The following is an 18980-nucleotide window of genomic DNA, read 5'->3' on the forward strand; positions in this document are numbered from 1 at the left end:
TTGCGTGGACGACCTCCTTGACGATGTTGACGTTGGTAAGCTACATTGAGACAGGTAAGCATTTCTTGAAAGGTCTCTTTTTGAACACCTATGAGAAGTTTGAAGTTCTCTGAACTGAGTTTTTGAGCTTTTTCATACATTGTTTCCATACAAATAGTATATCACATTTGGTTACCGAACAAGTCTAGTGATAAAATGGATTATATGGGAGAAATATTCAAAGATTTGAGAACGAGCAGAAAGATTTCTTTGAAAGAAGCCACAGGAGGCAAATTTTCTTATTCTATGCTTAGCAAATTTGAAAATGGAGAATCAGACATCACCATTTCGAAGTTGTTAATTGCCCTAGAAAATATTCATACAGAATTGACAGAGTTCGTTTATCTGGTCAGAGGTTTTCAACCAACAGCATATGAACAATTAAAAACGAGTATATGGAGTGCCACAGCGAAACACGATCCATCATCATTGCTACAAAAGATGCACCAAGATGAGATAGAGAAATACGAGCGATACAAAGACGAAAGCTATCTATTCAACGCCCTGATTATAAAGGGGCATATGTGCCTTTTTGATGATCAAGTTGAAATGAGTAAACAAGAACTCACATTTTTATATGATTATTTGTTCTTTATCGATATTTGGGGAGAATTTGAATTAAAATTATTTTCAGATGTAGCCTGTTTATTACCACTCGATTTATATTTTCAATATACTAGGGAAATGCTGCAAAAAGTTGATTTTTTGGGAAAGTTACGAAAAAATAAAAATTATATCCAGACAATCTTATTAAATGGATTATTTAAGTCTATCAGTGAGAAAAAGTTAAGTAAGGCAGCCTATTTTGATAAGCAGATTAAGGATTGTTTTTTTGAAGAAAATGATAGCTACTTACGAATTATCTATCTATTCGCAGATGGACAACATGACTATATAAAGGGTGATAAAGAAGAGGGAATTAAAAAAATGGAGAAATCAATTGAAATTCTACAACTTCTGAATTGTGCAGATAGCGCTGATTATTATATGAATAGCATGAAAAATTGGCTTAAAAATGTTGAATAAATTAAAATAGCATAGGTTTTATCAAAAAGAATACTTATCTCTAATCCTTTCATTGTAGGGGGAGTTGAGAGATAAGTATTCTTTTTTGAAAAAAGGGGACAAGAAAATATGAAAACTTTGTTAGAGTGGTTGCTTGACGGGTTATAATGTGGTTGTATAGTCATTTAGTTTATATTTTTATTACTTCGTTAACTCGTCTTGCTGTACTATTGAGAAAAGTTACACTTTTCTTATCTATCACTTGAAATAGTTATCAACTATTTCAACTACCTGCGACTTTTAACGAAAACTTCGTTTTCTTCATTTCCCACCTCAAACAGTCTCTCCCCAGACTGTTTGAGCTAGTACTAAAAATAAACTAAACGGCTATAAAAAATAAAGGAGGAACAAACGATGACACAATTTGCATTAGAAGCAAGCAAATGCTCTGCGCCGTCTCAAGATGTTGTAGTAACTTATAAATGTCAAGTTAATACCAACTAAGCATCAAACTCCCTTTCCTCTGATGGGGAGGGGAGTTTGATTAGAAATGAGAATATTATGAAAAAAACAATTTTAACAAAATACTGTAATTCAGAAGAGCACAAGGGCCCAAGTGGTAGCATTTTTGAAGAAAAATTTGAACGCTATATTGAAACTAAAGTAAAAAAAATCATGAAAAATCCTAAAAAATATCCATTTATAAAAATCATTGACAATGGAGAATGATATGGAAGCATCACAGTTTAAGTACCATGAGACATCCTGGTATGATTTGCCCGAATTTATGTAAATGGATTGTTACTAGCCAGCGGGATACTGGCTGAAAAAGATAAGGGGTTACAAGCGGATTACCTTTGTGTTTTGAGCCAATATAAAAGTATATCGTGGTGAAAGATGACATTATTTTTTAAGAACAGTTTATATAGAATTATAACGATTTCAAGGATGCTCAACTCTGTTGGTTCCTATATCTATAATTTAGTCTTTGTTATCTATGCTGCCAGTTTACCACACGCCAGTATTGCTGTCTTTATAGCGAATATGGTAACCATTATTCCTACAATTTTTACATTTTGGGTGGGTATAAAGGCGGATCGTACTCGAAATAAGGGGTCAATGATGGTGTTTGTTGGGATCCTTCAAGCAATTTTATTTACCCTAGTCGCTTTCGTTATTGAAAACAAGACATTCCTCGTATTTTCTTTTGTCTGTCTTTTAAATATCATTAGTGATATGCTAAGCGATTATGCAGCAGGTTTACGCCTACCTATCTTACAAAAAAATCTTCCGAAAGAAGAATTGTTTGAAGCCTATTCCTTTGCACAATTTACCTCATATTTATGTAATATCATTGGACAAAGTTTTGGTATATGGTTGCTGACAGTATCAAATAACCATTTTTCATTCGTAGCTGTAATCAATGCAGTATCATTTCTACTATCTGCGCTTGTCCTTTTGATGAATAAAAAGAAGCTGACTCATGAAACGGTTGGTGTAACTAAATCAGATTCCTTATTAAAACAATTTAAAGACATGTATGGAAAAATGGATACCATCTTTAAAAGTTCAAACGATACTTCTTTTTTGAAAATACTAGCATCAATATTGTGTATCAATGCACTAGGAGGGGCTGTCGGGAGTATTTATAACTTCTATTTCATGAAGCATACTTTGTTTAACTGGACGTATGGACAATCCTTATTTGTAGTTGAAATTGCAATGCTAGTAGGAGCTATCTTAGGTAGCTTAACACCCCATGACTACTTTTCAAAGAAAAGTTTTTCAACTCTTTTGATAATGAATAGTTCTTTATTTGGAATGCTTGGACTGGTAAATGTAGCTCCTATAAGTCCCTTATTTGGCATTGCCCTATTATCTCTTGCCGCTTATATCATGGGGAAAGCTATGCCCAAATTAGATGCCTTGTTGATGGAAAGTCTACCTTCAGACATTTTGGCACAAAGTAATAATTTTCTAGGAATGCTTTTTACCTTGTCACTCCCCGCAGGAACCTTTCTTTTTTCTTCCTTGGCAGTCTATAATATCAGGCTTACTTGGTTGGTATTTACAATCCTCGCAATCCTTGCGCTATTTTTATCGATCAATAAAAAAAGGAAGGGACTTGAGATGTCCTAGAATAAATCAATTTTTTACATCCCTCATTTGAGAGAAGTGTCAGGAAGCAAATGATCAGTAAGATACTTGAATTTTTGGTTAAAGGTGTTAGAATAACAGCAGAGACAAGCCTGTTAGGGATTTTTCAAGCGAGTGTGTGGTGTTGTAAACGCATAAAGAGCTTCCTATTTTGAGCTTTTATGACACCATAATACTCTTTAAAAATCAAAATTCTACATTGTTGACTTGCCTTGATGAACTTCGGTTCTATCTACCGCCCCTATTTGTGGTGAGCCAGAGCAATACAAGTGGAGCAGGAGTATATATTCCTATCTATTTAAGGATTTCCTCGACTTTTCTAGCCCTCGGTAGTTTGCTTGGGCTACTTCTAAAAAAATAAGAAAAATACTTGAAATTTCGCTTGAAGGTGCTATAATAGCATCAGAGACAAGTCTATTGGGAACTTTTTTCAAGAGAGTGCGTGGTTGCTGCAAACGCATAAAAAGTCTGATTAGATACTCCTCTTTTGAGTTTTTATGAAAACATAAAACGGTTGCTACGATATAGCTAATTCGAGGTGTTTGTCCTAGTGTTTTTAGAGTAGGCAGGCACGAATGAGGGTGGTACCACGTAGTCTTACGTCCTTTTGGATGTAGGACTTTTTTGCACTCTTCAAAGATCAAAAGGATCCTTTGTCAACTCGCCTCGGTGAACGTCAGTTCTACCTTCAATTCATTGCCTAATATAGCCGTTTCGTTTATTTTTAGTACTAGCTCAAACAGTCTGGGGAGAGACTGTTTGAGGTGGGAAATGAAGAAAACGAAGTTTTCGTTAAAAGTCGCAGGTAGTTGAAATAGTTGATAACTATTTCAAGTGATAGATAAGAAAAGTGTAACTTTTCTCAATAGTACAGCAAGACGAGTTAACGAAGTAATAAAAATATAAACTAAATGACTATACTAAACATAAACCGAACAAGTAGAGTACAAAAGGAGCAGAAGCTAGCTGAAAGCATTTGGTGGCTGGTGGAGCTATCTTATCCTCTTGAGGAGGAGTTGGAAGCATTCCTGTCAGATAAGGAAAAGTGTTTTGGTATGTCAGATTACTAGCCTATCTCTAGGCGATTGTCAGTGGCTAGCCCATGATGGGCAGGCACCTGATGATTTAGATTATACTGATAAAAAAGGAGAATATTGTATGATTAAGATTACTTTCCCAGATGGCGCTGTGCGCGAATTTGAATCTGGTGTAACAACCTTTGAGATTGCACAATCCATTAGCAATTCTCTTGCCAAAAAGGCACTTGCTGGTAAATTGAACGGCAAGCTGATTGATACAACGCGTGCCATTACAGAGGACGGCTCACTTGAGATTGTCACTCCAGACCATGAAGATGCACTGGACATCTTGCGCCATTCAGCAGCTCACTTATTCGCACAAGCAGCTCGCCGTCATTTCCCAGATATTCACCTAGGGGTTGGGCCTGCTATTCAAGATGGCTTCTACTACGACACAGATAATGAAGCAGGACAGATTTCAAACGAAGATCTGGCAGCCATTGAAGAAGAGATGAAGAAAATCGTCAAGGAGAATTTCCCGAGCATTCGTGAGGAAGTTTCAAAAGATGAGGCGCGTGAGATTTTCAAGCACGATCCTTACAAGTTGGAACTGATTGAGGAACATTCCGAAGATGAGGGTGGCTTGACCATTTACCGCCAAGGCGAGTATGTAGACCTTTGCCGTGGGCCTCATGTGCCGTCAACAGGTCGCATTCAGGTCTTCCAGTTGCTCAATGTAGCAGGGGCTTACTGGCGGGGAAATAGCGATAATGCCATGATGCAACGGGTCTATGGTACTGCCTGGTTTGATAAAAAAGATTTGAAGAACTATATTCAAATGCGGGAAGAAGCGAAAGAACGTGACCACCGCAAACTAGGGAAAGAGCTTGACTTGTTTATGATCAGCCAAGAAGTTGGTCAAGGTCTGCCATTCTGGCTACCAAATGGAGCGACCATCCGCCGTACCTTGGAGCGCTATATCACTGATAAGGAATTAGCCTCTGGCTATCAACACGTCTATACTCCACCGCTCGCATCTGTCGAGTTGTACAAGACCTCTGGTCACTGGGAGCATTATCAAGAAGATATGTTTCCGCCAATGGACATGGGAGACGGGGAAGAATTTGTCCTTCGTCCAATGAACTGTCCACACCACATCCAAGTCTATAAAAACCATGTACGCTCTTATCGTGAATTGCCAGTCCGCATTGCCGAGCTTGGCATGATGCACCGTTATGAGAAGTCAGGTGCCCTTTCAGGGCTCCAGCGGGTGCGTGAAATGACCTTGAATGACGGGCATATCTTCGTTGCCCCAGAGCAAATTCAAGAAGAATTTAAACGTGCGCTTCAGTTGATTATTGATGTTTATGAAGACTTCAACTTGACTGACTACCGCTTCCGTCTCTCCTATCGTGATCCAGAAGATAAGCATAAATACTATGACAATGACGAGATGTGGGAAAATGCCCAAGCCATGCTTAAAGGAGCGATGGATGATATGGGCTTGGACTACTTTGAGGCAGAAGGAGAAGCCGCTTTCTATGGTCCGAAATTGGATATTCAGGTGAAAACAGCTCTTGGAAATGAAGAAACCCTATCCACCATCCAGCTTGACTTCTTGTTACCAGAGCGCTTTGACCTCCACTATATCGGGGCTGACGGAGAAGAGCACCGTCCTGTCATGATTCACCGTGGTGTGATTTCAACCATGGAACGCTTTACAGCTATCTTGATTGAAACTTACAAGGGAGCTTTCCCAACCTGGCTTGCACCAACCCAAGTCACTCTGATACCAGTTTCTAATGAGAAGCATGTGGATTACGCTTGGGAAGTAGCAAAAGAATTGCAAAATCGCGGTGTACGTGCTGTTGTTGATGAGCGAAATGAAAAGATGCAGTACAAGATTCGCCAAAGTCAAACAGGTAAAATTCCATACCAATTGATTGTTGGAGATAAGGAAGTAGAAGATCGGGCTGTCAATGTCCGCCGCTACGGACACAAGGAAACGCAAACGGTCAGTCTTGCAGACTTTACCGAGCATATTCTTGCAGACATTGCTAACTATTCACGCACTCCCAAAGATGCGTAAGTAGTAGCCAACTTGTAGGACTGAAAATAGGGGCTGGGTGTAGCTCCTATTTTCTATTGGTTTCTGTATTTGAAATGAAAACAGCTCATACTCTATAAAAGTCAAAATCTGACGTCGTTCATTCACCTTGCTGAGTAAAAAGCTCCAGTGGAGGTTTTTAGCCTGTTTCCTTAAAACAAGAAAGAACAGAGTTCTACCTGCGGTTTCATTGCCTAGTCAGATTTTGATTTTTATAGAGCCCAATTAGCAGGATCAATTGAAAAGGAGGCAAAGATGTGGAAACTCTTGTCTGAACGCAGATACCCCTTTACGCAGAAAGGGATAGTAGAGCGCTATCGTGCAGCCAAGCAACTGCTATTGCTAAAGGAGCAGGGCTGGTCGGACGACACGCTAGCGAAGATTGTCAAGACGAAAGAGGACATGAGTGATTGCCGGATTGGTTCGGCTTTATTTCGCAAACTATGGCAATTGGAAAAAGCGCGGACAAGACCTCGCCAGTTGTTGCCGGTTTTGGTCACCAGTGTTGGTATGCCAGATGATGTAAGGGGAGAATTGGCTGAAAATCAGGCTTTAGTAGCAGCTTTTCATCCAGATCTCCCCCCTCATGATCCTTTTTGGTGGGAGCTTTCTCATACGGTTGACCAAGCCTTTCCAGGGCAGACCATGAGCCAAAAGGACTTACTAGCAAGGCAATTGCACCAGCTTCGCTACGTCATTTCGAGCCAGCAGGCAGAGTATGTCCGCCATCATTTTAGGAGTGTCGGTGAGACGGATGGTCAAGCCCTTGCACGTTATCTGCGGAAGCTCTATCCTTGGTGGCACCTAAAAAAGGATTACAGCATTGGTACTTCTGCTCGTTTGCACAACAAACTCAAGTTTGAGAGTGGTGAAAAGCGGTATCCGTCAGGCTATCAGTCCTTTAATATTAAGATTCTGATTCATTTTCATACAGAATTTATCCTAGATAGTCAGGGGCATTTCCTCAATGAAATGGATGCGCAGAAGGTAGAGGAAATAGGTATTGTTAACGGAGCGAGCTTTAACTATGGCAAGGCAGGTAAGCGCCACTGGGACTTAGATGTAGATACTGTCTCTCCTCATGACCCTGCCTTTCGTAATCGAGTGACCAAGGGTTTTCGCGCTCCAAATCGGAGCAGAAAAAATGATGCTGATTATGAGCGTAGCTATTTTAATCCAGAGGGACTTTATGCAGAAAATGCCTTGTCCAGTCACCAGCAGACCAAGTTGGTTGAGCGGGATTTTAGGCGAATGTTGCGAAAAATTGCTATATTTTCTTCTACCTAAAAAGGTTTCCATGGTATAATGAAGCTGAATCCTAGAGGAGGTATGGTCATGGATGTAAAATCATTTGTAACATCTGTGTTGGCACAAGATGAAGTCAAGCTCAAAGCATTCTTTGCTGAAGATGCGATCATCCGTTGGTGGTGTACCAATGAATGTTTTTCTGTGGAAGAATATGTGAGGGCTAATTGTGACTATCCTGGAGACTGGGCTGGAGAAATTGAGCGCATTGAAGAAATAGGGGACACCATCATTGTAGTGACCCGTGTTTTTCCTATTGATCAGTTGTTTTCTGTCCATGCCGTCAGCTTTATCAAGATACGGGATGATCTCATTGTTGAGTTAGACGAATACTGGGCAGATGATGGGGAAAAACCAGATTGGCGACAAGCGATGAAGATAGGAAAGTCGATTCCCTAACGGAACTCCTATTGATCCCTGTCGCCTGATGGAGATTCAAAAAGAACTTTTTCAATCTACTGATTCGCCATTTTTATGGCTCGGATAGTTCAATTATTTGTAGATAATATGATTTGTATAGTGACGAATCTTTCAAATAAATGATATAATGGATTTAAGATTTTTCTATACAGGAGAGTATTCTAGCTCATCACAAACCATCATCTACCTTAGTAATTGATGTGGCTAGCTATAAATAGAAGGTAGAACAGAACCTGTATTGAGGATTGATTGAAAAAGCTAGAGATACCATAATAGGTGACTGCTCGTGATAGGGACGAACTGGCAAAGGAGGAGAATTGTTAATGAAAAATTTCTATGGAGCAAAGGGGTGTATCACCTTCTTTCTACTACTATTTGGTCTCGGATTACTGCTAAGATTTTGGTATATTTTTTTAGCACTTGGTTTGGTAGTAGGCTATCTGATGTACAGGGAACATCAAAAGAAGCAGGTACAGCAAAAAGAGCAGGATCGTTTAGAAGCCCTGTTTCAGCAGTCCGTTAAAAATTATGAAAAGTTTCTCCTATTTCAAGAAGAGGAAGATGTTGAAAACATGGATCTAGTTGGAAGGTTACTGCTCAACCAGCTCGATCAACTTTCTACCTGTCTTTCAGAGATTGAGCAACACCTTGGCTTTGACAGCTATAAGTCAGCCTATCGCTTGGTAAAGCTAAGAGGGCAGATTGCAGAAAGTTTAGATAGTATCCCATCAGAAATTGCTCCAGAAATGGGGGATAAGGTGGCAAGAAGGCTGCGGAAAGATGCGCCGGAGATTTATGAACTCTATTTACGCATCCATGAAAAAAATGTAGAAATTGATGCGCTGATCCAGAAAATTAGTAGCCATCAGATGCAGGAGTTGATGGCAGAGCATGGTATTGTCGTCGATCAATTTTCAGATATCGTGACAGGCTACTTAAAAATTAAGCAAGAACCCGAACATTACCACGGGGCAGACGAGCGCTTGGAGAGAGCTAGACAAGCCTTGGAGTTATTAGATGAACAACTGACTTTTTCGCTACGTCAGTTGAATGAAGAAAATCTAACCGAGTTTGAAATTAGTTTACAGATGATTCAGAAGGGAAAAGGAGTAAATCATGAGTGATTTTCAATTTGATATTGATGCGATTGCCTCAAATGAGATATTAAAAACAGACAAGACCAGCTCGGTGATCAGTCAGATCGAATCGAATCAGTCAGATGGTTTGCAATTTTGGCCCTCCCTCTCTTTGGAGCAACAGACTGCCATTGAAGCACGTGTTCCTTCGTTAGTGGAGCGGTTCATAGAGGATCAAAACCAGCTCTTGGATTTTGGAAAAGAAGCAGTTGAAGCAGTGAATGCTACGGTAAATCATCTTCTGAAAGAGCAAAGGAAGTTGACCATTCCAGAGGTAGATGATTTATTTTTACAAGTCAATCGTGAAGTGAATGGCTTTGTGGCAAAGTATAAGGATGTTTCAGCGGTAGAATTGGAAAAGAAACCGAGTTTCTTTAGCCGTTTGTTTGATAAGGGGAAAAATTCCCTGCAAGAGCTGCACATTAGCTCCCAATCAATTGAAAGTCGCATGGATAGCTTGGCAGCGACGGTCGTTAAGCAGGAGGATCTCCTAGCGCGCAACATTGTATCAGCGGAACGTTTGATTGAGGACAATACCCAGTCGATTGAAAACCTAGTAGGGGTGATTTGTTTTATTGAGGCTTCTGAAAAAGAAGCTAGTCAACGCGCCAATGAATTACAACAAGCACTAAGCCAGCTAGATAGCCAGTCCGCTAGCTACCATGTGGAGCAAGAAAAGCTAGGACGGTTGACGGAGGTTATCAATACCTTAGAGCAGCAGCGAACAGAGTATATTAGCCGCCTATATGTTGCTTGGGCGACAACTCCTCAAATGCGGAACCTTGTCAAGGTTTCCTCGGATAGTCGTCAGCGTTTAGGGATGTTGAGAAGAAATACAATTCCGACAATGAAATTGACCCTAGCACAGTTGGGTATGCTGCAGCAGTCCCAAAAAGCTGGACAAGTAGCGGACGCAATTACTAATGCGAATAATGCAGCCCTTACGATGTTGGCAGAGACCAGTAAGGAAGTGATTCCAAACTTGGAGCGCGTGGCACAAAGACCGAGCATGTCTGTTGAAGCAGTGACCAGTCTAGCACAAAGCCTTGTCGAACAGAATAATGGTATTATAGCAGCGATTGAAGAAGGTAGAAGAAAGCGCCAAGAGTTAGAGGCTGTCATTGTACAATCAGCGGCAGCTATCAATGATTCGACAAAATTGCGCGATGAAAAAATCATTCAAGCCCTGCTGAATCAAGGAAAGAAAGCCCAGAAAGAAGTGGAAGCCTCTTCTCATTCAACGACTGCGTCTGAATAAAACCTAAAATTTTATTGTTCTTGACCAATGTCCGTAAATGGTCAAGTGGTCTTAGAAAATAAACAATAATCAGCTGAAAAGGATAGGGGAAGCTCTTATCCTTTTCATCTTATCCCCGCCGTGCTTCCTCCAAGCTAATTTGGAGGAGTTTTGGTATAATAGCAGAAGAATGACGAGGTGAGAAAAGATGAAAAAAATCTTGATTGTGGATGATGAAAAGCCGATTTCGGACATTATCAAATTCAATATGACGCGAGAGGGATACGAGGTGGTGACGGCCTTTGATGGTCGTGAAGCCTTGGCAGTATTTGAAGCTGAATTTCCAGATATTGTGATTCTCGATTTGATGTTGCCAGAGATTGATGGTCTTGAAGTGGCGCGAACCATTCGCAAAACCAGCAATGTACCGATTTTGATGCTATCAGCTAAAGACAGCGAGTTTGACAAGGTAATTGGTCTTGAAATCGGGGCAGATGACTACGTGACCAAGCCCTTTTCAAACCGGGAATTGCAGGCTCGGGTCAAGGCTCTCTTGCGTCGTAGTGAGCTGGCAGAAACTCAAGTTGAGCTGGATGCGACTGGTACACCGGAGCTAAGCATTCGAGATTTAGTCATTATTCCAGATGCCTTTGTGGCAAAAAAACATGGCAGGGAATTGGAGTTGACCCACCGTGAATTTGAGTTGCTCCACCATTTGGCCAAGCATCTAGGTCAGGTCATGACGCGGGAACACTTACTGGAAACCGTCTGGGGTTACGATTATTTTGGAGATGTACGGACTGTTGATGTGACCGTTCGTCGTCTGCGTGAGAAGATTGAAGATACACCGAGCCGTCCAGAATACATCTTGACGCGGCGTGGTGTCGGGTATTATATAAAAGGAAATGATTAATCAATTACGGTATTTAATAACAAAACCTGAATTTTGGTTTGTGGTCATCTTGATTGGTTTTGTCATTGCATTGGCGGTCTTACTGATTGAAAATCACCGAGATAATCAGCAAATCAAGGAACTCAATCAAAAGGTCAAACGCTTGATTGAGCTGGACTATTCGGATGTTCTGGATATGAGGGGCAGTCCGGAGATTACAGATATGGCCAATTCGCTCAACGATTTGTCAGAAGTGATCAGGCTGACCCATGACCACTTGGAACAGGAAAAGACACGGCTGGCCTCTATTCTCGCCTATATGAATGATGGGGTGATGGCGGCAGACCGTAGAGGTCGGGTCATCATGGTCAATGAAACAGCGCAAAAGCAGTTAGGACTTAGTGCTAAAACAACGGAGCAGCGTGACTTATTAGAAATTTTAGGCATTCGTGGGGATTATAGTTTTCGAGATTTGCTGGCTCAGACGCCTGAAATTGTCATTGAACACGATAATGAAAATGGTGAATTTTTGACCCTGCGGGCCAATTTTGCGACCATTCGTAGCGAGAGCGGCTTGATTTCAGGTCTCGTTGTCGTACTGCATGATATGACCGAGCAGGCCAAGGAAGAGCGGGAGCGGCGCTTGTTTGTTTCAAACGTTAGCCACGAATTGCGGACACCGTTGACATCAGTAAAATCCTATCTGGAAGCCCTTGATGACGGAGCCTTGACCGAGGCTGTTGCCCCTAGCTTTGTCAAGGTATCGCTAGATGAGACCAATCGTATGATGCGGATGATCTCTGATTTATTGAGCCTTTCGCGGATTGACAATCAGGTTAGTTCAGCTGACGTAGAGCTGATCAACTTTACAGCCTTTGTGACCTTTATCTTAAACCGCTTTGATCAGATGAAGAGCCAGCAGGAGGCAGGCAAAGAATATACCCTTATTCGTGACTATCAGATTACACCGATTTGGATTGAAATCGACACGGATAAGATGACCCAGGTCATGGATAACATTTTAAATAATGCCATTAAATATTCACCAGATGGTGGCAACATCACCTTTAGTATGAAGACGACAGACACCCAGTTGATTATCTCCATTTCTGATGAAGGTCTAGGGATTCCAAGGGCTGATCTGCCTAAGATTTTTGACCGTTTTTATCGGGTAGACAAGGCGCGTTCACGGGCGCAAGGTGGTACAGGACTTGGGCTTGCTATCGCCAAGGAAATCGTCAAGCAACACAAGGGCTTTATCTGGGCCAAGAGTGAATATGGACATGGTTCAACCTTCACCATTGTCCTGCCATATATTAAGGATATGACAGCTGATGAGTGGGAGGATACTGAAGAGGAAGAATAGGAGTGTATGGGAGAAATAGGATTTCGATATAGTATTTTAGCCTCTGGTTCCAGTGGAAATTCCTTCTATTTAGAAACAGAGAAGAAGAAGATTTTAGTAGATGCAGGTCTGTCAGGGAAGAAGATTACAAGCTTATTAGCAGAAATCGACCGTCGGCCTGAAGAGTTAGATGCCATTTTGGTTACGCATGAGCATAGTGATCACATCCACGGCATTGGCGTTTTAGCCCGTAAATACGGCATGGACATCTATGCCAATGAGGCAACCTGGCAGGCTATGGAAGCCAAGCTAGGTACGATTGCGCTGGAGCAAAAGCATATTTTTGAACTGGGGGTGACCAAGACCTTCGGTGATTTGGACATTGAAAGTTTCGGTGTCAGCCATGATGCGGCCTGCCCACAATTTTACCGCTTTATGAAAGACGATAAGAGCTTTGTCATGCTGACGGATACAGGCTATGTCAGCGACCGTCTAGCAGGGATTATCGAAAATGCGGACGGATACTTGATTGAATCTAACCATGATGTTGAGATTCTGCGATCAGGTTCCTACTCATGGAATCTCAAGCAGCGGATTTTGTCCGATAAGGGACATCTTTGCAACGAAGACGGAGCAGATGCCATGATTCGCACTCTCGGAAATCGCACCAAGAAGATTTATCTAGGACACCTCAGCAAGGAAAATAACATCAAGGAATTGGCACATATGACCATGGTCAATCAGCTATCTCAAGCCGATTTGGGAGTCGGTGTGGATTTCCAGATCCATGACACATCACCAGACACCGCAACCCCCCTAACCACGATTTAAAACAAGATACGAGAGCGTTAAGCAACTCCTAGACAAAATAGGAAATCGAAGCAGGTTGCTTTGCAACCAATGAGATTTATCTTTTTGTCAGTGAGTTGTAGCTCGAGTTCAATTTCACGAGATACGAGAGCGTTTGACACGAGTTTCACTCGTTTTATCTCCCATCTTCAACAGTCTATCCCTAGACTGTTGAAGCGAGCAAAGCAAAAATAGGAGTTTTGACGCAGAGCCTTTAGACGAGAGTTTGCTTCGCAAACTTTTATTTCCCGCCTCTAAAGGTATCTCATACCTTTAGAGCTAGGAGTATTTATCTTTTTTTCCGAGCTTTTAACCCGCGTTCAATTACAAGATACGAGAGCAGAAAGAGAACAAAGAGTACTTCGCCAAGAGACTAGCTGTCTGGGCTAAACGATTGCCGAATGACTCACGATTTTAGGGTGCTTTAGGAGAGAGTTTTCCTTGTCATCATGTTAAAAATATGCTATACTATTGCCAGTAAAGGAAATGAGGTCAGAAAAACCATGAATAACAACTAAACCTATTATCTATCTTGACTTTTGTTTGACAGCGTTGCTGATTATGTCATGCGAAAACAAGGGGCAAGACTGTGCTATTGAGGTTTAGAAGTGCTATGTGATGAAATCTCTAGGCAGGTCCTGGTCTAGAGAGATTATTAGGTAGATTCTGGTTTTTCTTTGGCTGTCAAAGCAAAGAAAAGCTATGTTAGAGAAAAAGACTTTAGCATGGCTTTTTGTGTACTCTTCTATATCTCTATTTGATTTTTGACGAGTATATAGTCATTTAGTTTATATTTTTATTACTTCGTTAACTTGTCTTGCTGTACCCCAGTATTACCTGCGACTTTTAACGAAAACTTCGTTTTCTTCATTTCCCACCTCAAACAGTCTCTCCCCAGACTGTTTGAGCTAGTACTAAAAATAAACTAAACGACTATACTGTCAAAGCAAGTCAACAACGTGTCGTTTAGATTTTTCAAGAGTATTAGGAGGAGAATGAGTATGGAAGTTATAAAATGTAGCAATCTTCAAAAAGAAGTACAGGGCAGAGCGTTATTCACGATTGATCATCTGGCGGTTCAGTCTGGGCAGAGGATTGGACTAATAGGCGAAAATGGGGCAGGAAAATCTAGTCTATTAAAACTTTTTATAGGAGAAGATGAGGAGTATGATGGACAGGTGTTGGTGCGATCTGATTGGGCTTATGTTCCTCAATTGAAGGACGTTAGCAGTTTATCAGGTGGTGAGCAAGTATTGAAAGCTGTGAAAAGAGCCTTGTCTGAACGAGCGGGTATCCTATTTTTAGATGAACCAACAGCGAATATGGATGAAGAAAATCGAAGATGGTTGATCCACCAATTGCAGCGGTATCGTGGGACAGTCCTTGTCGTCAGTCATGATCGTTATTTTTTGAATCAGGTTGTCAATCATATTTGGCTGTTGAGTGAACAGACGATCCATCACTATTAATGCAATTATCAGGACTTTGAGCTAATGAGAGAAAAGGAGAGGGCGCAACAAGAACATGCCTATCAACAGTATCAGCAGAAAGTAAATCAATTGCAGGAAATTGCACGGACGCGTAAGCAAAGAGCAAAAAACTTAGCCAAAGGTAAAAAAGGACGGTCCAGTTCGGAATGGAAAGTTCAGTCAATGATGGGAAGTTATGACAGTCAGGCTAAGTCAATGGCAAAAGGAGCTAAGGCCATTGAGAAACGAATGGAGCGTCTTGAAAAAGTAGAGCAACCTCGCAAAGAAGCTTGGGTAAAGTTGGAAATGAGAGGGGCTATGGAAGAAAATCTCCATACTCTATTCCGATTAGAAGAGGGACAGATAGTAGTGGGAGGTCGCCCCTTGGTAGACTATCCTGCCTTGACCATGCGAAAAGGAGATCGTCTTGCACTTACTGGAAGAAATGGCTCTGGAAAGACCAGTTTGATCCGTCAGTTGACCCAAAAAGAGTTGGCAGGGTATTTTTCAGAAAAATTAGCGATTGCTTATTTTGCTCAGGATTTGCAAGACTTAGATGAGGAACAATCAGCCTTTGAGAATGCGGCGAGTTCTTCTCTTCAGGATAGGGTGACAATTTTAAATTTTCTGGCCATGTTGGGGATCCGCTATGAGAAGGCGAAGCAGAAAGTGGCGTGTTTGTCAGGCGGGGAGCGCGTTCGGCTATCCTTAGCAAAAGCCTTGCTGAGTGACCATAATTTATTGGTTCTGGATGAGCCGACCAATTTTTTAGACTTGACAAGCCTTTTGGCCTTGGAGGCATTTTTAAAAGAATACAAGGGGAGTTTAGTGTTGATTTCTCACGATAAAGATTTTGTCGCCAATGTAACAAATCAGACCTGGTGCATTGAAAACGGTATCTTACACCAAATGAGGTTCTAGCACTTATTTACAGATGAATTGGTTGAAAAAATAGCCAGAATCCGTCAGTCCAGACAGAAAAAAAGAGGCTCCTTGTGATATAATAGAGAAGAATTTTCTAGAATGAGGTTTTGAGAGTGACGAAAAATGTACCTTCCCGCAAGGGGCGAGAGGATGCCTTTATCCCTCGACGTTTGAATATTTTATTTGCCATTGTGCTTGTCTTGTTTTCAATCTTGATTTCGCGTCTAGCCTATATGCAGATTATCAATAAAGAGTTTTATACCGATAAATTAGCCAAGGCCAGCCAAAAAGTGATTACCAATAGTTCTGTGCGTGGGCAGATTTATGATGCAAAAGGTGTCGCCCTAGTGGAAAATCAGGTAGAGCAGGTAGCGACCTTTACCCGTTCCAATAAAATGACAGCCCGTCAGATGAAAGAGATTGCAGCGATGCTCTTGCAGTGGATAAACTTGACAGATGTTGATGTGACACCGCGGGAGCGGGCAGATTACTATCTGGCTGATCCAGAAGTTTATGCAGAAGTTGTCAAAAAACTGCCCAAGGATCAGCGCTTGGATACAGATGGCAACAGTCTGAACGAAGCAGTCATTTACAATAACGCTGTTGCGAGCCTGACTCCAGAGCAGGTGGCATACTCGGATGAGGAATTAAAGGTCGTAGAACTCTTTTCGCAAATGAATGCTGCGGCTTATTTTGAAACGGTTAATCTGGTAACAGATCCACTAACGGCTGAACAGATTGCTATCATTGCAGCGAATGAAGCCCAGTTGCCGGGGATTTCTACCGCAAGTAGCTGGAAACGGGTTGTAAATCGGACTTCCCTAGCTTCCATTATCGGAACGGTCACCACACAACAGGCAGGTTTGCCAGAAGAAGATGCTAAGGACTATTTAGCCAAGGGCTACTCGCTCAATGATCGTGTAGGAACAGCTTATCTGGAAAAGCAGTATGAAGAAGTTTTGCAAGGCCAGAGAGAGAAGAAAGAAATTAACCTCGATCGAAATGGAAATGTCGAGAGCATCACCACCATTCAGGAAGGAAGCAAGGGGAAAAATGTCAAATTGACGATTGACCTAGCTTTCCAAGATGGGGTCAATGCCATTCTGAAGCGCTATTTTGATGCTGAATTGGCGACAGGAAGCGCCCGTTATTCAGAAGGGATTTATGCCGTGGTGCTTGAGCCCCAGACTGGGGCAGTCCTTGCTATGGCGGGATACAGTCATGATACAAAGACTAATGAGGTCAAGGAGAATGCCCTAGGAACTATTACCAATACCTTTGTTCCGGGATCCATTGTCAAGGGAGCAACCCTGACAGCTGGTTGGGAGACTGGTGTGCTGACAGGCAATCAGGTATTGACAGATCAGCCGATTCAATTTGCCGGTTCTGCCCCAATCAATTCTTGGTTTACAGTTTTTGGCAGTCGCAATATTAACGCAATTGAAGCTCTGCAATATTCTTCTAATACCTACATGGTTCAAATCGCTCTCGACATGATTGGACAACCCTATGTCCCTGGGATGATTTTGAAAGAGAATGAAACCCTTCGTACTTCAATGGAACAGCTACGGACGACCTTTGGTGAATATGGTCTAGGTGCTGCAACAGGGATTGATCTACCGCTGGAATCAACTGGATTTATCCCTAAAGATTATTCGATTTCAAACTATCTAACCAATTCCTTTGGACAATTTGACAATTACACTCCGATGCAGATGGCGCAATACGCCGCTACGGTAGCAAATGGTGGTCGACGGGTTAGCCCGCACTTAGCAGAAGGAATCTATGCCAACAATGCAGATGGTGGTCTAGGAGAGATTATTGAACCTATTACGGGCAAGGAGCTGAATCAGGTCAATGTCCCACAGGAAGAGATGGCGCTTATCCAGCAAGGCTTCTATATGGTCGTCAATGGTGAAAGTGGCTTTACGACAGGGAAAGCCATTGCAGAAGGTGCCAGCGTGCCAATTAGTGCCAAGACTGGTACAGCCGAAACCTTTGTAACAACAGAGACAGGTCAGGTCTTGAGTGCAGTCAATACCAATATTGTATCCTACGCGCCGAGTGCAGATCCAAAGGTTGCAGTAGCAGTTATCCTACCGAACTTGACGGATCTCGATTCAGCTACAAGCAAGCGCATCACAACAGAAATTATCAATCTCTACCAATCGCTCCATCCGATGAGATAAACAAGATACGAGAGTGTTAAGCGAGCAAAGCAAAAATAGGAGTTTTGACGCAGAACTATGAGTTCTAGGAAAAACTATCTTTTTTGCACAGCTCGTAGCTCGAGTTCAGTTACACAAGATACGAGGACGTTAAACAACTCCTAGACAAAATAGGAAATCGAAGCAGGTTGCTTTGCAACCAATGAGATTTATCTTTTTGTCAGTGAGTTGTAGTCCGAGTTCAGTTACACAAGATACGAGGACGTTTGACACGAGTTTCCCTCGTTTTATTTCTCACCTCCCACAGTCTATTCCTAGACTGTTTGACACGAGTTTCCCTCGTTTTATTTCCCACCTCCCACAGTCTATCCCTAGACTGTGGGAGCAACTCCTAGACAAAATAGGCGGCCGAACAGAAGCGGTTCGCTTCGTCGTGAGACCCCCACAAGGGCAACTAGATTGGCGTATAAGCGCCAATCAGATGCCTACTGTGATATTTCTTGATTTACTCAACCTTTTAAATAGGCTTTGTCAGTGAGTTGTAGTCCGAGTTCAGTTAAACAAGATGTGAAGCCGTTAAAAAACCGACTGAAAAATAGGAAATACGACGCAGAGACTAGGGAGAGTTTGCTCTGCAAACTTCTATTTCCTGCCTCTAAAGGTATCCTATACCTTTAGAGCTAGGAGTATTTATCCCTAAAGGTAGCACATCTGTAAGTAGCTAAAACGGAAATAGCTGTGGCTCTTTCTATCTCATGTAATAAAATCTCCATCTTAAGACTGATATACTCCCCATATAGTGGACAGTGAAAAAACAAAAATTCACTAGACACTATAAGGGGAGTTTTCACATGTCCAAAAGAAGTCCAAAATCAGTAGAAGAAAAGTTAGAAATTGTTTGCTTATTC

The 18980-nt window shown here is 41.7% G+C and carries 14 protein-coding genes and 1 pseudogene; 14 read left to right on the plus strand and 1 reads right to left on the minus strand.

What is annotated here, in order from left to right:
* Window positions 1-149: pseudogene (locus BU200_RS11275) on the minus strand (IS5/IS1182 family transposase); the annotation flags it as partial.
* A gap of 46 nt (window positions 150-195) precedes the next feature.
* Between BU200_RS11275 and BU200_RS08385 the strand changes: the two are divergent.
* From BU200_RS08385 to pbp2b, 14 genes are all read left to right on the plus strand, one after another.
* Window positions 196-1065: an Rgg/GadR/MutR family transcriptional regulator gene (locus tag BU200_RS08385; protein WP_075099725.1), complete on the plus strand. Its 870-nt coding sequence runs from the start codon at window positions 196-198 to the stop codon at window positions 1063-1065.
* A 540-nt stretch (window positions 1066-1605) separates the two neighbouring features.
* Window positions 1606-1773 (plus strand): hypothetical protein, encoded by a 168-nt coding sequence (locus tag BU200_RS11150; protein WP_158015147.1) that lies wholly within the window; start codon window positions 1606-1608, stop codon window positions 1771-1773.
* Window positions 1774-1941: 168 nt separating this feature from the next.
* On the plus strand, window positions 1942-3183 hold the full coding sequence (locus BU200_RS08390; protein ID WP_075099726.1) for an MFS transporter: 1242 nt from the start codon (window positions 1942-1944) through the stop codon (window positions 3181-3183).
* A 1176-nt stretch (window positions 3184-4359) separates the two neighbouring features.
* Window positions 4360-6309: a threonine--tRNA ligase gene (thrS, locus tag BU200_RS08395; protein WP_075099727.1), complete on the plus strand. Its 1950-nt coding sequence runs from the start codon at window positions 4360-4362 to the stop codon at window positions 6307-6309.
* 273 nt (window positions 6310-6582) lie between these two features.
* Window positions 6583-7614, plus strand: a complete 1032-nt coding sequence (locus BU200_RS08400; RefSeq protein ID WP_075099728.1) for a DUF3114 domain-containing protein — start codon at window positions 6583-6585, stop codon at window positions 7612-7614.
* 48 nt (window positions 7615-7662) lie between these two features.
* Window positions 7663-8031, plus strand: a complete 369-nt coding sequence (locus BU200_RS08405) for a nuclear transport factor 2-like protein (protein WP_075099729.1) — start codon at window positions 7663-7665, stop codon at window positions 8029-8031.
* A 344-nt stretch (window positions 8032-8375) separates the two neighbouring features.
* Window positions 8376-9176 carry a hypothetical protein gene (locus BU200_RS08410; protein ID WP_075099730.1) on the plus strand — a complete coding sequence of 267 codons (801 nt, stop codon included), beginning with the start codon at window positions 8376-8378 and terminating at the stop codon, window positions 9174-9176.
* On the plus strand, window positions 9169-10446 hold the full coding sequence (locus tag BU200_RS08415) for a toxic anion resistance protein (protein ID WP_075099731.1): 1278 nt from the start codon (window positions 9169-9171) through the stop codon (window positions 10444-10446). The genes BU200_RS08410 and BU200_RS08415 overlap by 8 nt, the downstream gene beginning before the upstream one ends.
* A 187-nt stretch (window positions 10447-10633) precedes the next feature.
* A complete protein-coding gene (yycF, locus tag BU200_RS08420; protein ID WP_075099732.1) occupies window positions 10634-11338 on the plus strand; it encodes a response regulator YycF in 705 nt (234 codons plus the stop codon).
* Window positions 11331-12683 carry a cell wall metabolism sensor histidine kinase VicK gene (gene vicK, locus BU200_RS08425; RefSeq protein WP_075099733.1) on the plus strand — a complete coding sequence of 451 codons (1353 nt, stop codon included), beginning with the start codon at window positions 11331-11333 and terminating at the stop codon, window positions 12681-12683. Before yycF ends, vicK begins: the two co-directional genes overlap by 8 nt.
* A gap of 6 nt (window positions 12684-12689) precedes the next feature.
* Window positions 12690-13493, plus strand: coding sequence for an MBL fold metallo-hydrolase (locus BU200_RS08430; protein ID WP_075099734.1), 804 nt, complete (start codon window positions 12690-12692; stop codon window positions 13491-13493).
* 1019 nt (window positions 13494-14512) lie between these two features.
* Complete coding sequence (locus BU200_RS10695) at window positions 14513-14980, plus strand: ATP-binding cassette domain-containing protein (protein WP_083609388.1); 468 nt, start codon at window positions 14513-14515, stop codon at window positions 14978-14980.
* Window positions 14981-15004: 24 nt separating this feature from the next.
* Window positions 15005-15901 carry an ATP-binding cassette domain-containing protein gene (locus BU200_RS10700; protein ID WP_244912645.1) on the plus strand — a complete coding sequence of 299 codons (897 nt, stop codon included), beginning with the start codon at window positions 15005-15007 and terminating at the stop codon, window positions 15899-15901.
* A gap of 110 nt (window positions 15902-16011) precedes the next feature.
* Window positions 16012-18093, plus strand: coding sequence for a penicillin-binding protein PBP2B (gene pbp2b, locus BU200_RS08440; protein WP_425328995.1), 2082 nt, complete (start codon window positions 16012-16014; stop codon window positions 18091-18093).
* The last annotated feature ends 887 nt before the right edge of the window (window positions 18094-18980 follow it).

The sequence above is a fragment of the Streptococcus acidominimus genome, assembly GCF_001921825.1.
In the GTDB taxonomy this organism is placed as follows: domain Bacteria; phylum Bacillota; class Bacilli; order Lactobacillales; family Streptococcaceae; genus Streptococcus; species Streptococcus acidominimus.

Coding starts and splice junctions, on each gene's coding strand:
- vicK (WP_075099733.1), top strand. CDS start 11,331: ATGATTAATCAATTACGGTATTTAATAACAAAACCTGAATTTTGGTTT.
- BU200_RS08400 (WP_075099728.1), top strand. CDS start 6,583: ATGTGGAAACTCTTGTCTGAACGCAGATACCCCTTTACGCAGAAAGGG.
- BU200_RS08390 (WP_075099726.1), top strand. CDS start 1,942: ATGACATTATTTTTTAAGAACAGTTTATATAGAATTATAACGATTTCA.
- BU200_RS08415 (WP_075099731.1), top strand. CDS start 9,169: ATGAGTGATTTTCAATTTGATATTGATGCGATTGCCTCAAATGAGATA.
- BU200_RS08430 (WP_075099734.1), top strand. CDS start 12,690: ATGGGAGAAATAGGATTTCGATATAGTATTTTAGCCTCTGGTTCCAGT.
- BU200_RS10700 (WP_244912645.1), top strand. CDS start 15,005: ATGAGAGAAAAGGAGAGGGCGCAACAAGAACATGCCTATCAACAGTAT.
- thrS (WP_075099727.1), top strand. CDS start 4,360: ATGATTAAGATTACTTTCCCAGATGGCGCTGTGCGCGAATTTGAATCT.
- BU200_RS11150 (WP_158015147.1), top strand. CDS start 1,606: ATGAAAAAAACAATTTTAACAAAATACTGTAATTCAGAAGAGCACAAG.
- BU200_RS10695 (WP_083609388.1), top strand. CDS start 14,513: ATGGAAGTTATAAAATGTAGCAATCTTCAAAAAGAAGTACAGGGCAGA.
- yycF (WP_075099732.1), top strand. CDS start 10,634: ATGAAAAAAATCTTGATTGTGGATGATGAAAAGCCGATTTCGGACATT.
- BU200_RS08385 (WP_075099725.1), top strand. CDS start 196: ATGGATTATATGGGAGAAATATTCAAAGATTTGAGAACGAGCAGAAAG.
- BU200_RS08410 (WP_075099730.1), top strand. CDS start 8,376: ATGAAAAATTTCTATGGAGCAAAGGGGTGTATCACCTTCTTTCTACTA.
- BU200_RS08405 (WP_075099729.1), top strand. CDS start 7,663: ATGGATGTAAAATCATTTGTAACATCTGTGTTGGCACAAGATGAAGTC.